Genomic DNA, 18,156 nt, shown 5'->3' with positions numbered 1-18,156 from the left:
CAGGCGCCGCCTGGGCCACGTCGCAGACCCGCGCGATCGGCAGGGCAGACCCTTCCCCATATGCTCGTTGACATGACGTACCCCGTGGTGTCCAACGCTCCGATCGCCGGCGTCGGCCCCGTCGCCGCCCGGGCCCTGACCGCCGAGTTCGCCCGCCACAACGCGCCCACCACCGCCCTGGTGTACGGCGCCGACCACGCCACCGAGGTGGTGGCCGCCGCGGTCGAGGCCCTGCTGCCGGCGGACAAGCTGACCCTGGTGGCCGGCGAGCGCAGCACGGCCGACCTGCTGCGCGACCACATCACCGGGCTGGGCAGCTGGATCGCCGATCGGGTGCGCGTGGTCGACGCGCTCGAGGAGGCCGAGCCCGCCGACGTGGTGATCGTCGGCGAGCCGCTCACCGGCACCGCCGACGAGGTGCGCGGCCTGCTCGACCGCCTCGGCAAATACCTGAACGAGGGCGCCGTGCTCACCGTGGCCACCCCGGCCACGCCGGGGCGCACCGGGGGCGCGGCGGCCGAGCTCTTCCGGCAGGGCGCGCTCTTCGGCGTCGGCTCCGACCTGGTGCTGCGCAACCAGCCGCCGCTGCGGGTGCACAAGCTGCGGTTCACCGCGGCCGACCCGCGGGTGGCCGCAACGCTCGCGCCGGCGTACAGGCCGTCCAGCGTGCCGGTGACCCGCTCGATGCACATCGACTCCAACGGCGTGGCCGCGGCCGGCATCGCGCTGGTGCTGGCGGCGCTCGCCCGCCGGGCCCGGCCGAAGTCGAAGCTGTGGCTGCTGCCGGCGCTCGCCGCGGCGCCGGTGGCGGCATTCTTCCGCGACCCCGAGCGCGAGGTGCCCGGCGACGCGTCGACGGTGGTCGCCGCCGCCGACGGGCGAGTCCTCTCGATCGAGCGGATGACCGACGAGCGTTTCGGGCCCGGCGAGTTCCTGCGGATCGCGGTCTTCCTGTCGGTCTTCGACGTGCACGTCAACCGGGTGCCGGTGGCGGGCCGCGTGTCCGACTACTTCGTGGAGGAGGGCGGGTACGCGAACGCGATGACCGCCGCCGCCGAGCACAACGTCGCGGCGTACACGGTGCTCGACACCGAGCACGGCACGGTGGTGGTTGCCCAGCGCACCGGCCTGATCGCCCGGCGCATCGTGCAGCGCACCCCGGTGGGCACGCTGGTCGCCAAGGGTGAGCGGATGGGCCTGATCCGCTTCGGCTCGCGCACCGACGTCTACCTGCCGGCCGGCGCCGCCGAGCCGCTGGTCGCGGTCAACGACAAGGTCATCGGCGGTTCTTCGGTGATCGCCCGCTGGCTCTGACGTCAGGTTCGACAAAAATGGCCGCCCCCTCGCCGGGGGCGGCCATTGTCAGCTGTGGGTCACGCGGTGCGCTTCGCCCGCATCCAGAGGACCGGGCCGCTGAGCAGGTAGGCCGCCACGACCATCACGAAGGTGAGGCGGGCGTCGACCAGCGCGCCGACGATCGGCAGCAGCCAGAGCCAGGCCGGCAGCCGGAGCAGACGGGCCAGCTTCGCGTACGGGAAGCTGGAGACCATCGCGAACGCGAGCAGCGCCACGCCGCCGATCAGCACCATGCCGGGCAGCGGCAGGCCGATCAGCACCGTCACGGCGAGGACCGCGGCCGCCATCGTGGTCGGCACGCCGCAGAAGAACTTGCCGTCCTTGGGCGAGACGTTGAAGCGGGCCAGGCGGATCGCGGCGCAGGCGGCGACCAGCATGCAGGCGACGGCGGCGGCCGGGGTCGGCACCGTGTGCGCCAGCGAGGCGTAGACCACGACCGGCGCGGCCAGGCCGAACGAGCACATGTCGGCCAGCGAGTCCATCTGGGCGCCGAACGGGCTCGAGACGCCGAGCTTGCGGGCGAGCGCGCCGTCGAGGCCGTCGAACGCGACGCAGGCGACCAGGCAGGCGGCCGCGAGGCGGACGTCGCCCTGCATCGCCAGGAAGATCGCCGTGAGGCCGAGACCGAGGCTGGCGATGGTGCAGCCGTTGACGATCGCGAACCGGACCCGGCGGGCCGCGGTGTGCTCGCCCGGCAGCAGCGAGGCCGGCAGGGCCTCGTCGGGAACGACCGGCGGGGTCGCCAGGTGCGGAGCGGCGGGACCGAGGACCCGTCCGTGCTCGGCACCGGTGTAGATGACTTCTGCCCTGGTAGCGGTGGCGGCTCGGCCTGACTCGGCGTTACGCCGGCCGACGCGCACCATCAGGGCCTGCCGCGCGAGGCTTCCTCCGCGGCGCAGACGGCCTGCCCAACGACGACCGGCGGGACGGGGGCTATCCGTCGTTCGACGCCGGCGCCAAGGGGTTCTCGGCACGTGCTTCCTCCATGGGATAGGTGGCCCCACCTGCACTGTTGCGGTGGGTTGGGTCCCGGTAGCCCGCCGCACACGCGGACCGGGGAAATTCGCGGGTTACACCATCGCACAGCCGGACGACCTTGGCGAGAAGTCGATCGACCGCCGTTTGGGGGGTGCCACTCCGGTTTCCTTGCCCGGGCGGGTTCGGGACGGGCCACGCTTTCTCCCCTCCCGGTGACGATTCTAACTCGCCCGTTCCGCCCCGATTCGGGCTACGGCGACGGCCGCCGGCTCGGTGAGGTCGAGCCGCCGCGCCTCGTCCAGCGTGAACCAGCGCGCCTCGGCGGTGGACCCGTCCACCTCCTTGACGGCCGGTTCGGTCGGCGTGTCGACCTCCACCCGGAAGAGGACACGGATGACGTGCCAGTCGATCGGCACCCCTTCCGGGCCAACGGCCCGCGGGTCGTAGCGATGCGAGATCTCCACGAGCCCGGTCACCCGCCCGTGTTGCCCGGTCTCCTCGAACACCTCACGGGCCAGCGCAGCCTCAGGTGTCTCGCCATGATCGGTACCCCCGCCGGGCACATGCCAGCGCCCCGCCCCGGGATAGCCGGCCGCGATCTTGGTGAGCAGCACCCGCCCGCCGGGATCACTCGCCGCCGCATAGGCCCCGAAACGCTGCACCCGATCCGGCCGAGCGACCTCCTCGTCGGCCGCCGCCACGCCAGCCAGGTCGACGAGCCCCGCATTGCCTTCCGCAGTCCCAGCACCCCCGCCTTCCACAGCGCCGCTCTGCCCTGCGACTCCTTCCACAGCGCCGCTCTGCCCTACGACTCCTTCCACAGCGCCGCTCTGCCCTACGACTCCTTCCGCAGCGCCGCCGCGCCCTCCGCCCCCACCTCCCACAGGGCCGGCCTGCCCAGCCACGCCACCTTCGGCCGCGGTCTCCACCCCTCCGTTGCCCGATTTTTCGGAAATGTCGGAGAAGTGGTGGCCGAGGGCGGCGGCGGTGAAGGGCATCAGGGGCAGAGCCGACGGATCGGTGACCCACTCGACCAGCTCGGTGGTGCCCTCAGCCTCGTTCTGGAGCGTGCCGCCGAGGACCGAGACGTCGTAGATGATCCGATCGGTGTGCTCGAGGTCGCCGCCCGGCAGGCGGAAGACGTCGGCGGTGACGGTGTTCAGGCCGTCGACCCGCACCTCGAGGCCGGTCTCCTCGCCGAACTCGCGCACGACGGCGTCGTCCGGGTGCTCCCCCTGCTCGACGCCGCCACCCGGCAGCGTCCACAGTCCGGGAAACTCACTGAGCGGCGAGTTCCGGGCGAGCAGCACCCGGCCGGATTCGTCGCGGCAGATCCCGTATGCACCGACCCGTCTGATCTTCACAAGGCAAAGATAGCCGGACTCGACGCCCCACCTCCCTGCCCGCTGACAGGGAAGTGGGGGCGCGCGTCAGAGGAGGCCGGCCTTGTGGAGGGCCTCGGCGGTGACCTCCGTGAGCTGGTCCCGCGGCAGGTCGGCGACCTCCTTGAGGGGCATCCAGCGCGCCTCGGAGGTGGAGCCGCCGACGTCCTTGACGGTGACCTCGGTGGGGTCGTCGACGATGACGCGGTAGAAGGCCCGGACGCCGTGCCAGTCGATCGGGTAGCCCTCGGGGCCGAGGGACGCCGCGTCGCGGTGGCTGGCCACGCCGAGCAGCGAGACCAGGCGGCCTTCCTGGCCCGTCTCCTCGACCAGTTCGCGGATCAGGGCCGTGCCGGGCTGCTCGCCGTAGTCGGTGCCGCCGCCGGGGAGGTGCCAGCATCCCTCGCCGGGGTATCCGGGCGCGATGCGGGTCAGCAGCAGGCTGGTGTCGTGCGGGTCGGTGGCGATCGCGTACGCCGCGAAGCGCTGGGCCCGGTGCAGCCCGTCGGGGCCGGGGTAGGCGTAGAAGGACGGGAACGTGGGCGCCGGCTCGGGGCGCAGGTCGGCCGACGCGCCGCCGAGGCCGAGCGCGGTCGCCGTGAACTGGCGGAGTTTGAGGCGCTCCGCCTCCTCGAGGGTGTGCCAGCGGGCCAGGTCGGTGGGGTGGCCGACGCGGTCCACCAGCGTGCCGCCCCGGATGGAGACCGAGTAGATGAGGCGGTCGGTGTGGATCGTGACGCCGCGGTGGGGCAGCGCGCGCATGTCGGCCAGGACGTCGCGGAGGCCGGAGACGGCCACGGAGAGGCCGGTCTCGGCCGCCGTCTCGCGGACGACGGTGTGGTTGGGATCTTCGCCGTGGTCCACGGCGCCGCCGGGCAGGGACCAGACGCCGGGCGTGCCGGAACGGCTGGAGGCCCGGACCAGCAGCACGCGGCCGTCGTCATCGCGGGCGACGGCGTAGGCGGCGATCCGGCGGAGCGGTTCGAGTGCGGGGGTCACGGGCGGCATTCTGCCCGGAATATGTTAACTGCAGAAAACATCTGTCGGATTCCTGACAGCGTGCTCGCGCTGCGTAATCCCTGATCAGAGCGTTGCCCGGGACAACGTGCACCGGATCGACCACGGCAGGTAACCATCATTTCAGGGTACGTATCCGGGCCTCACCTGAGGTCGTAGGGCCTCGTCCCGTCCCACCATGGTGGCATGAACGAGGCACCCTACAAGCTCCTCCGCCGCCCGAAGGACGACCGCGTCGGGGCAGGCGTGTGCAGCGGCATCGGCCGCTATTTCGGGGTCGACCCGGTGCTGATCCGGGTCGCCTTCGTCGTCCTGGCAGCCGTCACCTGGGGTGCGGCGCTGCTCGCCTACCCCGTGATGTGGTTCCTGATGCCCGAAGAATGGTGACTCACTCCCACTCGATGGTGCCCGGCGGCTTGCTCGTCACGTCGAGGACCACCCGGTTGACCTCGCGGACCTCGTTCGTGATCCGGGTGGAGATCTTGGCGATCACGTCGTACGGCAGGCGCGACCAGTCGGCGGTCATCGCGTCCTCGCTGGAGACCGGGCGCAGCACCACCGGGTGGCCATAGCTGCGGCCGTCGCCCTGCACCCCGACGCTGCGCACGTCGGCCAGCAGCACCACGGGGAACTGCCAGACGTCGCGGTCGAGCCCCGCCGCGGTCAGCTCCTCGCGGGCGATCAGGTCGGCGGCGCGCAGGAGGTCGAGCCGCTCGCGGTCGACGGCGCCGATGATGCGGATGGCGAGACCGGGGCCCGGGAACGGGTGGCGGTGCACCATCTCGTCGGGCAGGCCCAGCTCCGTACCCAGGGCTCGCACCTCGTCCTTGAACAGGGTGCGCAGCGGCTCGATCAGCGCGAACTGAAGGTCGTCGGGGAGCCCGCCCACGTTGTGGTGCGACTTGATGTTGGCGGTGCCGGTGCCGCCGCCCGACTCGACCACGTCGGGGTAGAGCGTGCCCTGCACGAGGAACTCGATGTGCCGCTCGGCGTCGAGCTCGCGGGCCGCGGCCTCGAAGGTGCGGATGAACTCGCGGCCGATGATCTTGCGCTTCTGCTCGGGGTCGGTCACCCCGGCCAGGTGGCCCAGGAACGAGTCGGCGGCGTCGACCACCTTGAGCCGGATGCCGGTGGCGGCGACGTAGTCCTTCTCGACCTGCTCGGCCTCGCCGGCGCGCAGCAGGCCGTGGTCGACGAAGATGCAGGTGAGCTGGTCGCCGACGGCCTTGTGGACGAGCGCGGCGGCGACCGCCGAGTCGACACCGCCGGAGAGGCCGCAGATCACCTGCTTGTCGCCGACCTGCTCGCGGATCGCGGCCACCTGCTCCTCGATGATGTTGGTCGAGGTCCAGGTCGGCTCGATGCCCGCGATGTCGTAGAGGAACCGCTTGAGCATCTCCTGCCCCTGCTCGGTGTGCGCCACCTCGGGGTGGAACTGCACGCCGGCCCGGCGGGCGGTGAGATCCTCGAACGCGGCCACCGGGGCGCCGGGCGTCGAGGCGGTCACCGCGAAGCCCTGCGGGGCGACCGCGACGCTGTCGCCGTGGCTCATCCAGACCGGCAGGTCGTCTGGGAGCTCGCGCAGCAGCGTGCCGCCCTGGGCGGTCAGCAGGGTGCGGCCGTATTCGCGCGAGCCGGTGTGTGCCACCGTGCCGCCCAGCGCCTGTGCCATGGCCTGGAAGCCGTAGCAGATGCCGAAGACCGGCACCTCGTTGTCGAACAGGCTCGGGTCGAGCACCGGAGCGCCCGGCTCGTAGACGCTGGACGGGCCGCCGGACAGGATGATCGCGGCGGGGTTCTTGGCCAGCATCTCGGCGACCGGCATCGAGTGCGGGACGATCTCGGAGTAGACCCGCGCCTCGCGGACACGGCGGGCGATCAACTGGGCGTACTGGGCGCCGAAATCGACGACGAGAACGGGGCGGGGAGTGCTCACCGGAGAAGTTTACCGGAGGGCCTGGAGGGCCTTCAGCGCGTCGACCCGGCCCGACGGCGACGACTTCGTCCCGACGATGGCGGCCCGGATCTCACCCGCGGTGGGCTGCAGCGGGCTGGAGGCGAGCAGGCCCGCCACGCCGGCCACGAACGGGGCCGCCGACGAGGTGCCGCAGTACTGCCCGATCGCGCCGGACGGGCCCTGCGCCGGGTTGCAGCCGGGCGCGGTGACGTCGACCCACGAGCCGTAGTTCGACCAGCTGTACCGCGCGCCGGTCGAGGTGACGCCGCCGACCGCGAGGACCGACGGGATGGCCGCCGGGTAGTGCGCGGCCGAGACGCCCTTGTTGCCGGCCGCGGCGACGATCAGCGCGCCCTTGCCCTCGGCGTAGGTGACGGCGTCGCGCAGGATCGTGCTGTCGGCGTTGCCGCCCAGCGACAGGCTGATCACGCGCGCGCCGCGATCGGCCGCGAAGCGGATGCCCTGGGCGATGTCGGTGTAGGTGCCGCTGCCCTTGGCGTTGAGCACCTTCACCGGCAGGATGCGGCAGTTCCAGCAGATGCCGGCGATGCCGGTGCGGTTGGCGCCGCCCGCGGCGACCACGCCGGCGGCCATCGTGCCGTGCCCGTTGTCGTCGGCCGGGTTGCTGTCCTCGTTGACGAAGTCGTGGCCGGGCAGCATGCGGGTCCGCAGGTCCGGCAGCGGGTTGACGCCGGTGTCGAGCACCGCGACGATCACCCGCGGGTTGCCCCGGTTGCTGTTCCACACCTGGTCGACGCGGGTCTGCTTGAGGCCCCACTGGGTCGAGAAGCCGGGGTCGTTCGGCCGCGACCAGCCGTCGGCCGACGCCATCGCGACGTCGCCGCCGGGCACGGCGAACAGCGCGGCACCCGCGAGCAGACCGGCGAACAGCTTCCCCACCCGAGCGAACAAGACGAACGACCCCCACAAGCGAAAAGGAGCCGGCCACGGTGGCCGGCTCCTTTCGATTCGGTTCGCTCACTGACCGTTGCGGTCCCGTCCGGGTGCGGTCAGGTTGTTCACTTCTTGTAGGTGTACTTGGCCGAGAGCGCCGAGTTGCCCGCCTTGTCGTACGCCCGCAGCTGCACCGTGGTGTTGTTCGGCACCGAGCTCGCCTTGAACGTGAACGGCGTGGTCGTGGAGCGCACCTGCGACACCTTGCCGTTGATCAGCAGCTGGACGACCTTGATGCCGCGCGCGTCCGACCGGGTGAACTTGACCGTCACCGTGCCGCTGATCTTCGAGCCGCTCTTCGGAGCCGAGGTGATCTTCACGACCGGCGCGACGTTGTCCACGATCAGCGTGCGCACCGACGGCGAGAACGTGTTGCCGGCCTTGTCGAAGATCTTCAGCTGCACCTTGGTGGCGCCGTTGTACGCGTTCGTCTTGAACGGCACGCCCCACGGCGCCTTGGCCGCGTAGCCCTTGTACACGCCGTTCACGTAGAGCTGGACCAGCCGGATGCCCGACCAGTTGTCCGAGATGCCGCCCGGCACGATCGTGGTCGTGGCGCGGACCAGCGCGTTCTGCGCCGGGCCGATGCCGGTCGACTTCGGCGGCGTGCGGTCGGTGGCGAAGGTCAGCGCGTCCTTGGCGTCGATCTTGCCGTACGTGACGACCGAGCCGATCTTGTGCTTCGCGGCGGCGCTCTGCAGGGCCGACATCAGCGACCAGCCGCTGAAGCCGGGGTTCTTGGCCTTGACCAGGCCGGCGATGCCCGCCACGATCGGCGCCGCGAACGAGGTGCCGTTGATCGTGGAGGTGGTGAGGTTGCCGTTGCGGTCGAGCTTGGCCACGGTGCCCGGCGCGGCGACGTCGATCCACTTGTCGCCGGACCAGTTGCGGTACGAGTACGAGGCGATCGCGTTCGACCGGTACGCGGTGGCGGCGACCGCCACCACGTCGGTGTAGGCCGCCGGGTAGGACCGGTTGGTCAGCGGGTCGCCGGCGTAGGACTTGTTGCCGGCCGCCGCGACGACCAGCACGCTGTTGGTGTTGGCGTAGGCGACAGCGTCGGCGAGCACCTTCGACGAGGCCGGCCCGCCCAGCGACAGGTTGATGACCTTCGCGCCCTGCTTGACGGCCCAGATGATGCCGGCCGCCACGTCGCTGTCGTAGCCGCTGCCCTGGCTGTCCAGCACCTTGACCGGGATGATCTTGCAGGTCCAGCAGACGCCGGCGATGCCCTTGCCGTTGTTGCCCCGCGCGGCGATGATCGCGGCGACCTGGCTGCCGTGGCCCGCGTCGTCGGCCGCCGACGAGTCGTTGTTGACGAAGTCGTGGCCGGGCAGCAGCGCGCCGGACAGGTCGGCGGTCGCGTTCACGCCGGTGTCCACGACGGCGATCTTGACGGGCGAGGCGCCGCCGGTCGTCGTGTCCCAGGCCAGCGGCACGCGCACCTCGCCCAGCTCGGGCTGCCGGCCGGACGTGTAGCCCGGGTCGTTCGGCGCCAGCGTCGCGCGACGCTGCTGGTCGACCTCGACGTAGGCCACGTTCGGGTCGCTGCGCAGCGCGGCGATCGCCGAGGCGCTGCGCGCGGCCGGCACCTGCACGGCCAGCGCGTTGAGCTGCCCGAGCGCCGCCTCGCCGGTCGCCGCGGCGGCGCTGAGCTTGGCGGCGCCGGCGGCCGCGAGCGTCTGCGCGGCCGGTGCGCGGTTGGCGCCGTCCTTGTAGCCGACGACCAGCCGCACGGGCTTGCCCGGCTGCGCGGGCGCCGACTCGGTGCCGGCCAGGGCCCAGGTGGTCGCGCTCGTCATCGCCACGACGACCGCGGCGGATGTCGCGCCGACGGCCAGCCGGCGCTTGGTGAGCCTCATCGAAGCTGCCTCCCCCGTTGAATAGCGGCGGTCAGCGTACGGGCCGGTGGCGGAAACGCAATGAGCGGTTTCACAGTGCGGGATCTTGGAGCATTGAGCGAGATCATCACCGTGAATTAGTGTTCCGCCATGCGGAACAGCAGGCTCGGTCTCTGGATCGCCGCGGCCGTGGCGCTCGCGCTGCTCGTCGGCGGCGGCATCGCCTGGGCCGTGCGCTCCGGGCCGGACAAGCCCTCAGCGGCTCCCACCCCGGTGCCGCCGGCGTCGGCGGCGCCCACGACGCCACCCACCACCGCGCCGACCACGCCGCCGCCCTCGCCCGGCGCCGACATCACCGGCCCGCTCGACCTGCTGCTGGTCGGCGTGGACACCCGGGTGAGCATCCCCGACTGGCAGCCGCACGCCGACGCCATCATGCTGCTGCACGTCGAGCGCGGGCTGAAGAAGGCGTACCTCTACTCGCTCCCCCGCGACCTGCGGGTCACCTACGACGGCGGCACCCACAAGATCACCGAGGCGATGAGCCGCGGCGCCGGCAAGCAGAACCCGGACGTCCGCAAGGGCTACGAGCTGCTCGCGAAGGCGGTGCGCGACTACACCGGCATCAAGGAGATCCAGGCCGGGGCGATCCTCACGTTCACCGGCCTGGCCCGCCTCACCGACCAGCTCGGCGGCGTCGACCTGGTGATCGACCAGACGGTGAAGTCGCGGCACCGCAGGCCGGACGGCTCGTTGCGGACCCTCTCGGGCGGCGACTACATCGGCCCGCAGGCCGTCTACCAGCCCGGCCGGCGCCACCTGTCCGGGTGGCAGGCCATCGACTACGCCCGCCAGCGGTACGGCCTGCCGAACGGCGACTACGACCGCCAGCGCCACCAGCGGCAACTGGTCGCGGCCCTGTTCGACAAGGCGCTCTCCCGCGACCTCGCCGACGACCCCGCCGCGCTGGAGGGCATCGTCGGCGCGCTCGGCGAGACCCTCGTCTACCTGGGCGGGCGCACGCCGGTCGAATACGCCTACGCCCTGCGCGGCCTGACCGCGAAGACCATCACCCGGGTCAGCCTGCCCGGCGACAGCGTCTCGGGCAGCAGCGGCTACCTCGGCGAGCGGCTGACCGCCGAGGGCAAGGGCTTCGTCACCGCCGTCGCCCAGGGCAGGCCCGCCGCCTACCTGGCGAGCCACCCCGGACTGGTCGACAAGGGCTAGGGCTTCGGCGGCTTGGCCTTCTCGTAGATCCAGGCGCGGAAGAAGTCGTCGAGCTGCTTGCCGGAGATCTGCTCGGCCAGGGCGATCAGGTCCTCGGTGGTGGCGTTGCCGTCCCGGTGCTGGGTGGTCCACGCGACCAGCAGCTTGTCGAAGGCGGCGTCCCCGATGGTCTTGCGCAGCGCGTACACGGTCATGCCGCCGCGCTGGTAGACGGCGTCGCCGAAGATCCGGGCGGCGCCGGGGTCGCCGGTGGTCTCGGGCGTCTGGTCCCACCCGTAGTTGTCGTAGACGTCGTCGAACGACTGCTCGACGGTCTGCACCTTCTCGTGCTCGTCCCACAGCCATTCCGCGTACGTGGCGAAGCCCTCGTTGAGCCAGATGTCCTGCCAGCGGTCGAGCGCCACGCTGTCGCCGAACCACTGGTGCGCCAGCTCGTGGGCGACCACCGTCTCGTTGTCGCCGGCGGCGAAGAACGCCGGCCCGTACACCGGGCGGCTCTGCGTCTCGAGCGCGTAGCCGATGCGCTGCTCGTCGACGACGACGCCGCCGTTGGCGTCGAACGGGTAGGGGCCGAACTTCGTCGCCAGGAAGTCGGTGATCTCGCCGGTGCGCGCGATCGACTTCGCGGCCGGGCCGTCGGCGGGCAGCGAGTCGGCGATCGCGGTGATCATCGGCTTGCCGCCGTGCGTGCTCGCGGCGATGCGGTATTGCCCGATCACCACGTACGACAGGTAGCTGGCCATCGGCGAGCTCTCGGACCAGGTCCACGTGCTCCAGCCCCCGTCGGTGCGGGCCGGGCTCTGCACGCCGTTGCTCAGCACCTCGAGCCCGGCCGGCACGGTCATCTCCAGCCGCCAGGTCGCCTTGTCGGACGGGTGGTCGTTCACCGGATACCACGTGCTGGCGGACTCGGGCTGGCCCAGCGCGATCGCCCCGGTGGGCGTCTCGAGCCAGCCGCCGTCGCCGAGGGCGGAGTTGGCGAGGCGGGACGGCTGTCCCCCGTACCGGATGACGGTGGTGAACTCGCGGCCCCGCGCGATGCCCCCGGACGGCTTGACGGTCAGCTCGGCGCCGGAGGCCGTGGAGGCCGCCTTCTCGCCGTCGACGGTCACGGCGCTGACGGCGAGCTTGGACAGGTCGAGGTTGAAGGACGACAGGTCCTGCGTGGCGGTCGCGGTGATCGTGGCCGTGCCGGAGAGCTGATCCGTCTTGGGGTCGAACCTCAGCTTCAGGTCGTACGCGGCGACGTCGTACCCGCCGTTGCCGTATTTCGGGAAATACGGGTCCCCGGCACCGTCGGCGCCGGCCGTGAAGACCGGCGCCGCGGAGGACGGACTCGTCACCGGCTCGGAGTCGTCCGAGCACCCCGCGGTCACCAGAGCGACCGCGAGCACCATCGCTACGCGCCTCATGGCGCGAGGTTAGCGGTCGAGGACCAGCGCGACTTTTTGGAACTCCTTGACGTCGCTGTAGCCGCACTTGGCCATCGCGCGCCGGAGCCCGCCGAAGAGGTTGAGGTGGCCGTCGGGCCGGTCGGCGGGGCCGAAGAGCAGCTCTTCCAGCGTGCCGTCGGGCTCACCGGCGATGCAGAAGCCGCCCCGGGGAAGCTGCGGGTGGCTCGCCGCGGAGTGCCACCAGGCCCCTCCGGCGGGCGCTCCCTCGGCCAGCGAGAGGGGCTCTCCGAGCATCACGGCGTCAGCGCCGCACCCGATCGCCTTCGCGATATCACCCGATGTGGAGAGGCCACCGTCCGCGATCAGGTGAACGTAGCGGCCGCCGGTCTCGTCGAGATAGTCGCGGCGGGCGGCCGCGGCGTCGGCGATCGCGGTCGCCATCGGCACCCTGATGCCCAGCACGGTGTCGGTGGTGGACCACTCGTCGGCGCCGACACCCACGATCACGCCGGCGGCGCCGGTGCGCATCAGGTGGAGTGCCGTCTTGTAGTCGGTGCAGCCGCCGACGATGACCGGCAGGTCGAGGTCGGCGATGAACTCCTTGAGGTTGAGCGGCTCGTCGGTGGTGGAGACGTGCTCGGCGCTGACCAGGGTGCCCTGGATGACGAGCAGGTCGACGCCGGCGTCGAGCACCACCGGGGCCAGCGCCAGCGTGTGCTGCGGCGAGACCCGGACGGCGACGGTGACGCCGCCCTCGCGCATCGTCCGCACCCGCTCGGCGATCAGCTCCGGCTTGATCGGCTCGGAGTAGACCTCCTGGAGCCGCTTGGTCGCGTCGGCGTCCTCGTCGAGCGAGGCCAGCTCCTCGAGGATCTTGGTGGGGTCTTCGTACCGGGTCCAGAGGCCCTCGGCGTTGAGCACGCCCAGGCCGCCGAGGCGGCCCAGGGCGATCGCGGACTCCGGGCTCATGGTGGCGTCGGACGGATGCGCGACGCAGGGGATCTTGAAGGGGTACGCGTCGAGGCGCCACTCGGTGGACACGTCGTCCACGTCGCGGGTGCGGCGGCTCGGGACGATGGCGATGTCGTCCAGGTGGTACCCCCGCTGGGCGGTCTTGCCGAGACCGATCTCCACTACGTCGCGCATGAGGGAATGCCTTCTATCCTTTGAGGGCGGTGGCGGGGTGGTTGGAAGGGTTAGCGGGAGTGGTAGTTGGGGGCCTCGACCGTCATCTGGATGTCGTGCGGGTGGCTTTCCTTGAGGCCCGCGGCGGTAATCCTGATGAGCTGGCCGCGCTCCTGCAAGTCCGGGATCGTCTCGGCGCCCGCGTAGCCCATCGCCAGGCGCACCCCGCCGACCAGCTGGCCGACGACGCGCGACAGCGGGCCGCGGTAGGGCACCTGGCCCTCGACGCCCTCGGGGACCAGCTTCTCCTCGGGCACGTCGTGCTGGAAGTAGCGGTCCTTGGAGTAGGACTTGGCCTGGCCACGCGACTGCATCGCGCCGAGCGAGCCCATACCCCGGTACGACTTGTACTGCTTGCCGTTCACGAAGATCAGGTCGCCGGGGCTCTCCTCGGAGCCGGCCAGCAGGCCGCCCAGCATGACCGCCTCGGCGCCCGCCACGATGGCCTTGGCGATGTCGCCGCTGTATTGGATGCCGCCGTCGGCGATCACCGGGACGCCGGCCGGGCGGCAGGCCCGCGCGGCCTCCATCACGGCGGTGATCTGCGGGACGCCGACGCCCGCGACGATGCGCGTGGTGCAGATGGCGCCCGGGCCCACGCCGACCTTCACCGCGTCGGCGCCGGCCTCGACCATCGCCTTGGCGCCCGCGTAGGTCGCCACGTTGCCGCCGACGATGTCGGTGGCGGTGTCGCGCTTGAGCCGGGCGATCATGTCGAGCACCTGGCGCTGGTGGCCGTGCGAGGTGTCCACGATGATCACGTCGACGCCGGCGTCGATCAGGCCGCGGGCCCGCTTGTACGACTCGTCGCCCACGCCGACGGCCGCGGCGACCCGCAGCCGGCCCTGCGCGTCCTTGGTCGCGTCGGGGAACTGCTCGCTCTTGGTGAAGTCCTTCACCGTGATCAGCCCGCGCAGGCGGCCGCTCTCGTCGACCAGCGGCAGCTTTTCGATCTTGTGCTGCTGGAGGAGGTGGAGCGCCTCGTCCTTGCTCACGCCGACCGGCGCCGTGATCAGCGGCATCTTGGTCATGACGTCGCGGACCTTGGCGTCTTCGTCGGTGACGAAGCGCATGTCGCGGTTGGTGACGATGCCGACCAGGGTGCCGTCGGCGTCGGTCACCGGCACGCCGGAGATGCGGTAGCGGCCGCAGAGCTGGTCGACCTCGCGCAGCGTGTCGTCGGGGCTGCAGGTGACCGGGTTGGTGATCATGCCGGACTCGGACCGCTTGACCAGGTCGACCTGGGCGGCCTGGTCCTCGGGCGAGAGGTTGCGGTGCAGCACGCCGATGCCGCCCTGGCGGGCCATCGCGATCGCCATGCGCGCCTCGGTGACCGTGTCCATCGCGGCGGAGAGCAGCGGGATGGTCAACTCGATGTTCCGGGTCAGGCGTGTCCTCGTATTGACCCGGCTGGGAACGATGTCCGATTCACCGGGCTGGAGGAGCACGTCGTCGAAAGTCAGACCGAGCGGAACCGTACGAGCGGAATCTGTCTCCACGGAGCATCCCTAACTGCAAGAGGACGGATGGTTCATCGTACCTATCCGCCACGGGACACCCGGGCGGACGGACCGGGCGTGCGGGCCAGCACACATCTGCTGAAGGTGAGTACGGTATGGGGGTGCAAGAAGAGCCGATCGACCCGTTCAACGGCGACCCCACCGACCCGGCCGCCGGTCTCGACGACCTTAGCGAGGACGCCGAGACCGAGCCGCTGACCGAGGCCGAACGGCAGGACGTCCTGGAGGACCTCTCCGACCTGGAGATCTATCAGGCGCTACTCAGCCCGACGGGCATCCGTGGCCTGGTCATCGAGTGTGAGGACTGCCACGAGCCACACTACTTCGACTGGGACCTGCTCCGGGGCAACCTGCGCCATCTGCTGAGCAGCGGGCGGCCGCGCGTGCACGAGCCGGCCTACGATCCCGACCCCGACCACTACGTCACGTGGGAGTACGCGAGGGGTTACGCCGACGGCGTCCACGACACGCTGACCGAGGGCACCGACGAGGGCAAAGAATAGGCCGGGGGCGCTCAGTCCCCCGGCCGGTTCCTCAGGCGACCAGCCCGGCCCGGAAGCCGGCTGCCACCGCGTGGGCTCTGTCGCGAGCCCCGAGCTTGCGGAAGAGGCGCCGGGCGTGGGTCTTCACCGTGTCTTCCGAGACGAAGAGCTCCCGGCCGATCTCGGCGTTGCTCTTGCCGTCGGCCATCCCCCGCAACACCTGCAACTCGCGCTCGGTGAGCGTGAGCCGCCGGCCGGCGGGCGCCGGGTCGGCGACGCCGACCTGCGTCTCGTTGCCCGGCCAGGCCACCATGGGCCGGCCGGTCGCGGGATCGATCGGGGCATCACCACGCTGCGCCGGCACCATCGGCGAGTTGGGCAGCATGGCGGGCACGGCAGCGGCGTTGGGCGAGCCCACGCCGAGACCGTTCTGATAGGCGGCACGCGCCGCGGTCGAGTTGGTGTTGCGGGCCCCGCCGGCCACGGTGGCCGGCTGGGCGTTCGCCCCGTTGATCGGCATGCCCTGCGGGCGCACCGGGAGCAGGAGCAGCAGCAGCGCCTTGGCGACCACGCTGACCAGGTCGTGCTCCACGCCGCGGATGACTCCGCGGGCGCCGGCGGCCACGGCCGCCGCGGCGACGCGCGGGTCCTCGGCACCGAAGAGGACGACCTGTGCCTGCGGGGCACGGGCGAGGACGCGCCGGGTGAAGCCGACGCTGTCGGGACGGGTCACGGCGGTGTCAGCCAGGACCACTTCAGCCGGCCGTTCAGCCAGGCGGATCATGGCCTCGGTCTCGCTGACCGCGGTCCGGACGACGCCGGTCATGCCGAGCCGGGCCGCGGTGGACGCGACGGTCTGGGCCGCCAGCGGGGTACGGACGCACACGAGGACGGTACGCACAGTGATCCTCCTTCTCTCTCAGAGGAGATCACGCGAGGGCCGCAGCATTACGCGCTTTAGATGGAAAAAATGGGAAAGATCGGTATGAGTTGCTTGCCCGATGTCATGCGGCTTCAGAAGACATCGACATGGTGCGTGTGAGCCGGGGATCACCGGGGTAACACCGCGGCAGGCCTGAGCAAGGGCCCTCATGACGACACTCCGCGTGGCCACGCGGGAGGAGGGTGTTTCATGTCGAACGTTCGCAGACTGCCCGGGCCCATTGCCGACCTCTGGGATTGGCAGCGACTCGGGCTGTGCCGGGGCCGGGACAGTGCACAGTTCTTCCACCCGGACGGCGAGCGCGGTTCGTCCCGCAACCGCCGGGAGGCCAAAGCAAAGGCCATGTGCGGCGCGTGCCCTGTTCGGGCCGAGTGCGCCGCCCACGCCCTCGCGGTTCGTGAGCCGTACGGGGTCTGGGGAGGTTTCAGCGAAGCGGAGCGGCTGCGGCTGCTCGCCGTCGGCTGGGAGGACCTCGCCGACCGTCATCACGGACGTGTCGACCTTGCTCGCCTGGAGGCCCGCCTCGGCCGGCCCCACAAGTCGGCGGTGCCGGCACAACGGCAGGCGCCCGCTGCCTGACGCTCGGACGCGTCCGGCACGACCATGACGATCCGGTCCCCGTCCGGGGGCCGGGTCGCGTTGTTCGACGGCTCTTCAACAACCGCATCGGTGGACATGCAACCCACCGTATGAGCGACTTGTCTTTCCGAGACGGACCGTTAGTGCGGCCTTCGATGATGTGGCACGGCGGCCCCCGTCAGCCGATGCTCACCTGGACAGCGTGCCAGCCGGTGGCGCCGTCGGGAGCGGGCGGCGCGGGCGTGCTCGTCTGGGTCTGCCCGGTACGGTCCGTGGCCCGCACCCGCAGCCGATGGTCACCGGGCGTGGCCTCCCACTGATAACTCCACTGCCGCCACGTGTCCACCGAGACCGTCGCGGCGAGCGTCGCCTCCGCCCACGGGCCGTCGTCGACCTGCACCTCGACCTTGGTGATGCCGGTGTGCTGCGCCCAGGCCACGCCGCCCACGACCACGGTGCCCGCGGACCGCTTCGCCCCGTCCCGCGGCGTGTCGATGCGCGACTCGGTCTTGATCGGGCCCTGCGCCGACCAGCCCCGCGGCACCCAGTAGGCGTCGAAGTCGGCGAACCGGCTCAGCTCGATCTCGGTGATCCACTTGCAGGCGCTCACGTACCCGTACAGGCCGGGCACGACCATGCGCACTGGGAACCCGTGGTCGACCGGCAGCGGCTCCCCGTTCATCCCCACCGCCAGCAGCGCGTCCCGCCCGTCGCGGAGCACCGCCGTCGGCGTCCCGCAGGTCCACCCGTCCACCGACCGCTGCACGACCTGATCGGCGCCCGGCAGCGGGCCGGCCTCGTCGAGCAGCTCCTTGATCGGCGTGCCCAGCCACAGCGCGTTGCCGATCAGGTCGCCACCGACCTCGTTGGACACGCACGCGAGCGTCACGTACCGCTCGATCATCGGCCGCTGGAGCAGCTGCTCCCAGGTCAGGGTGATCGGGTTGCGCACCATCCCGTGGATCCGCAACTGCCATGTCGACGGGTCCACCTGCGGCGGATAGAGCGCGGTGTCGATCCGATAGAAATCATCATTGGCGGAGACGTACGGGGTGACGCCCGGCACCTGCGCCCCGGCCGGCACCACCGGCACGGGCTGCCGTGGCCGCGGCAGCACCACCTCGTTGCGGGCCTGCTTGACCGCCTGCCGCGCCGTGAGCAGCCGCCCCGCGACGCCGCCGACCAGCGCGAGGCCGGCGGCCAGGCCGAGCCCTTTGAGGAAGCGCCGCCGCTCGTTCTGATCGAGATCACGCGCCCCGCGATCGCCACCACCGGCCCCGCCACCCTTTACTCCAGCCGACGCTTCAACCGCCACTCCACCGGCCGCGCCGACCGTTCCAG

General features: G+C 71.5%; 16 protein-coding genes. 5 read left to right on the top strand and 11 right to left on the bottom strand.

The window, feature by feature from the left end:
* Nucleotides 1–72: 72 nt before the first annotated feature.
* Nucleotides 73–1,314, top strand: coding sequence for a phosphatidylserine decarboxylase (locus Ade02nite_RS13745; protein WP_203761993.1), 1,242 nt, complete (start codon nucleotides 73–75; stop codon nucleotides 1,312–1,314).
* A 59-nt stretch (nucleotides 1,315–1,373) separates the two neighbouring features.
* On the opposite strand, the gene Ade02nite_RS13740 is transcribed toward Ade02nite_RS13745, so the two are convergent.
* The 3 genes from Ade02nite_RS13740 to Ade02nite_RS13725 form a co-directional block, all read right to left on the bottom strand.
* Complete coding sequence (locus tag Ade02nite_RS13740) at nucleotides 1,374–2,255, bottom strand: CDP-alcohol phosphatidyltransferase family protein (RefSeq protein WP_203762141.1); 882 nt, start codon at nucleotides 2,253–2,255, stop codon at nucleotides 1,374–1,376.
* A 300-nt stretch (nucleotides 2,256–2,555) separates the two neighbouring features.
* Nucleotides 2,556–3,698 carry an NUDIX hydrolase gene (locus Ade02nite_RS49240; RefSeq protein WP_239168735.1) on the bottom strand — a complete coding sequence of 381 codons (1,143 nt, stop codon included), beginning with the start codon at nucleotides 3,696–3,698 and terminating at the stop codon, nucleotides 2,556–2,558.
* 66 nt (nucleotides 3,699–3,764) lie between these two features.
* Nucleotides 3,765–4,715, bottom strand: coding sequence for an NUDIX hydrolase (locus Ade02nite_RS13725; RefSeq protein ID WP_203761992.1), 951 nt, complete (start codon nucleotides 4,713–4,715; stop codon nucleotides 3,765–3,767).
* A gap of 204 nt (nucleotides 4,716–4,919) precedes the next feature.
* On the opposite strand from Ade02nite_RS13725, the gene Ade02nite_RS13720 reads away from it, so the two are divergent.
* Nucleotides 4,920–5,120, top strand: coding sequence for a PspC domain-containing protein (locus Ade02nite_RS13720; protein WP_203761991.1), 201 nt, complete (start codon nucleotides 4,920–4,922; stop codon nucleotides 5,118–5,120).
* Between the two features lies 1 nt (nucleotide 5,121).
* Here Ade02nite_RS13720 and guaA read toward each other — a convergent pair whose 3' ends face one another.
* The 3 genes from guaA to Ade02nite_RS13705 all read right to left on the bottom strand — a co-directional run bounded on the left by guaA (nucleotide 5,122) and on the right by Ade02nite_RS13705 (nucleotide 9,506).
* On the bottom strand, nucleotides 5,122–6,669 hold the full coding sequence (guaA, locus tag Ade02nite_RS13715; RefSeq protein WP_203761990.1) for a glutamine-hydrolyzing GMP synthase: 1,548 nt from the start codon (nucleotides 6,667–6,669) through the stop codon (nucleotides 5,122–5,124).
* A 9-nt stretch (nucleotides 6,670–6,678) separates the two neighbouring features.
* A complete protein-coding gene (locus Ade02nite_RS13710; RefSeq protein ID WP_203761989.1) occupies nucleotides 6,679–7,590 on the bottom strand; it encodes a S8 family serine peptidase in 912 nt (303 codons plus the stop codon).
* 119 nt (nucleotides 7,591–7,709) lie between these two features.
* Entirely contained in the window at nucleotides 7,710–9,506 is a 1,797-nt protein-coding gene (locus Ade02nite_RS13705; RefSeq protein WP_203761988.1) for a S8 family serine peptidase, read from the bottom strand.
* A gap of 129 nt (nucleotides 9,507–9,635) precedes the next feature.
* Here Ade02nite_RS13705 and Ade02nite_RS13700 point away from each other — a divergent pair, with 129 nt between their 5' ends.
* Nucleotides 9,636–10,712 (top strand): LCP family protein, encoded by a 1,077-nt coding sequence (locus Ade02nite_RS13700; RefSeq protein ID WP_203761987.1) that lies wholly within the window; start codon nucleotides 9,636–9,638, stop codon nucleotides 10,710–10,712.
* Here Ade02nite_RS13700 and Ade02nite_RS13695 read toward each other — a convergent pair.
* Genes Ade02nite_RS13695 through guaB form a run of 3 tightly spaced genes read right to left on the bottom strand, consistent with a single transcriptional unit; the run spans nucleotide 10,709 to nucleotide 14,790 of the window.
* On the bottom strand, nucleotides 10,709–12,124 hold the full coding sequence (locus tag Ade02nite_RS13695) for a M1 family metallopeptidase (protein WP_203761986.1): 1,416 nt from the start codon (nucleotides 12,122–12,124) through the stop codon (nucleotides 10,709–10,711). The genes Ade02nite_RS13700 and Ade02nite_RS13695 overlap by 4 nt on opposite strands.
* 9 nt (nucleotides 12,125–12,133) lie before the next feature.
* Entirely contained in the window at nucleotides 12,134–13,252 is a 1,119-nt protein-coding gene (locus tag Ade02nite_RS13690; protein ID WP_203761985.1) for a GuaB3 family IMP dehydrogenase-related protein, read from the bottom strand.
* 50 nt (nucleotides 13,253–13,302) lie between these two features.
* Nucleotides 13,303–14,790: an IMP dehydrogenase gene (gene guaB, locus Ade02nite_RS13685; RefSeq protein ID WP_203761984.1), complete on the bottom strand. Its 1,488-nt coding sequence runs from the start codon at nucleotides 14,788–14,790 to the stop codon at nucleotides 13,303–13,305.
* A 122-nt stretch (nucleotides 14,791–14,912) separates the two neighbouring features.
* Here guaB and Ade02nite_RS13680 point away from each other — a divergent pair, with 122 nt between their 5' ends.
* Complete coding sequence (locus Ade02nite_RS13680; protein WP_203762137.1) at nucleotides 14,913–15,314, top strand: DUF5319 domain-containing protein; 402 nt, start codon at nucleotides 14,913–14,915, stop codon at nucleotides 15,312–15,314.
* Nucleotides 15,315–15,345: 31 nt separating this feature from the next.
* On the opposite strand, the gene Ade02nite_RS13675 is transcribed toward Ade02nite_RS13680, so the two are convergent.
* Nucleotides 15,346–16,194: a response regulator transcription factor gene (locus Ade02nite_RS13675; RefSeq protein WP_203761983.1), complete on the bottom strand. Its 849-nt coding sequence runs from the start codon at nucleotides 16,192–16,194 to the stop codon at nucleotides 15,346–15,348.
* Nucleotides 16,195–16,425: 231 nt separating this feature from the next.
* Here Ade02nite_RS13675 and Ade02nite_RS13670 point away from each other — a divergent pair, with 231 nt between their 5' ends.
* Complete coding sequence (locus Ade02nite_RS13670; RefSeq protein ID WP_097322711.1) at nucleotides 16,426–16,815, top strand: WhiB family transcriptional regulator; 390 nt, start codon at nucleotides 16,426–16,428, stop codon at nucleotides 16,813–16,815.
* Between the two features lie 178 nt (nucleotides 16,816–16,993).
* On the opposite strand, the gene Ade02nite_RS13665 is transcribed toward Ade02nite_RS13670, so the two are convergent.
* A partial coding sequence (locus tag Ade02nite_RS13665) for a molybdopterin-dependent oxidoreductase (protein ID WP_203761982.1) occupies nucleotides 16,994–18,156 on the bottom strand: 1,163 nt, incomplete at its 5' end.

The sequence above is a fragment of the Paractinoplanes deccanensis genome (assembly GCF_016862115.1).
Classification (GTDB): Bacteria; Actinomycetota; Actinomycetes; order Mycobacteriales; family Micromonosporaceae; genus Actinoplanes; species Actinoplanes deccanensis.
This window is presented reverse-complemented; position numbering and strand designations above follow the sequence as displayed.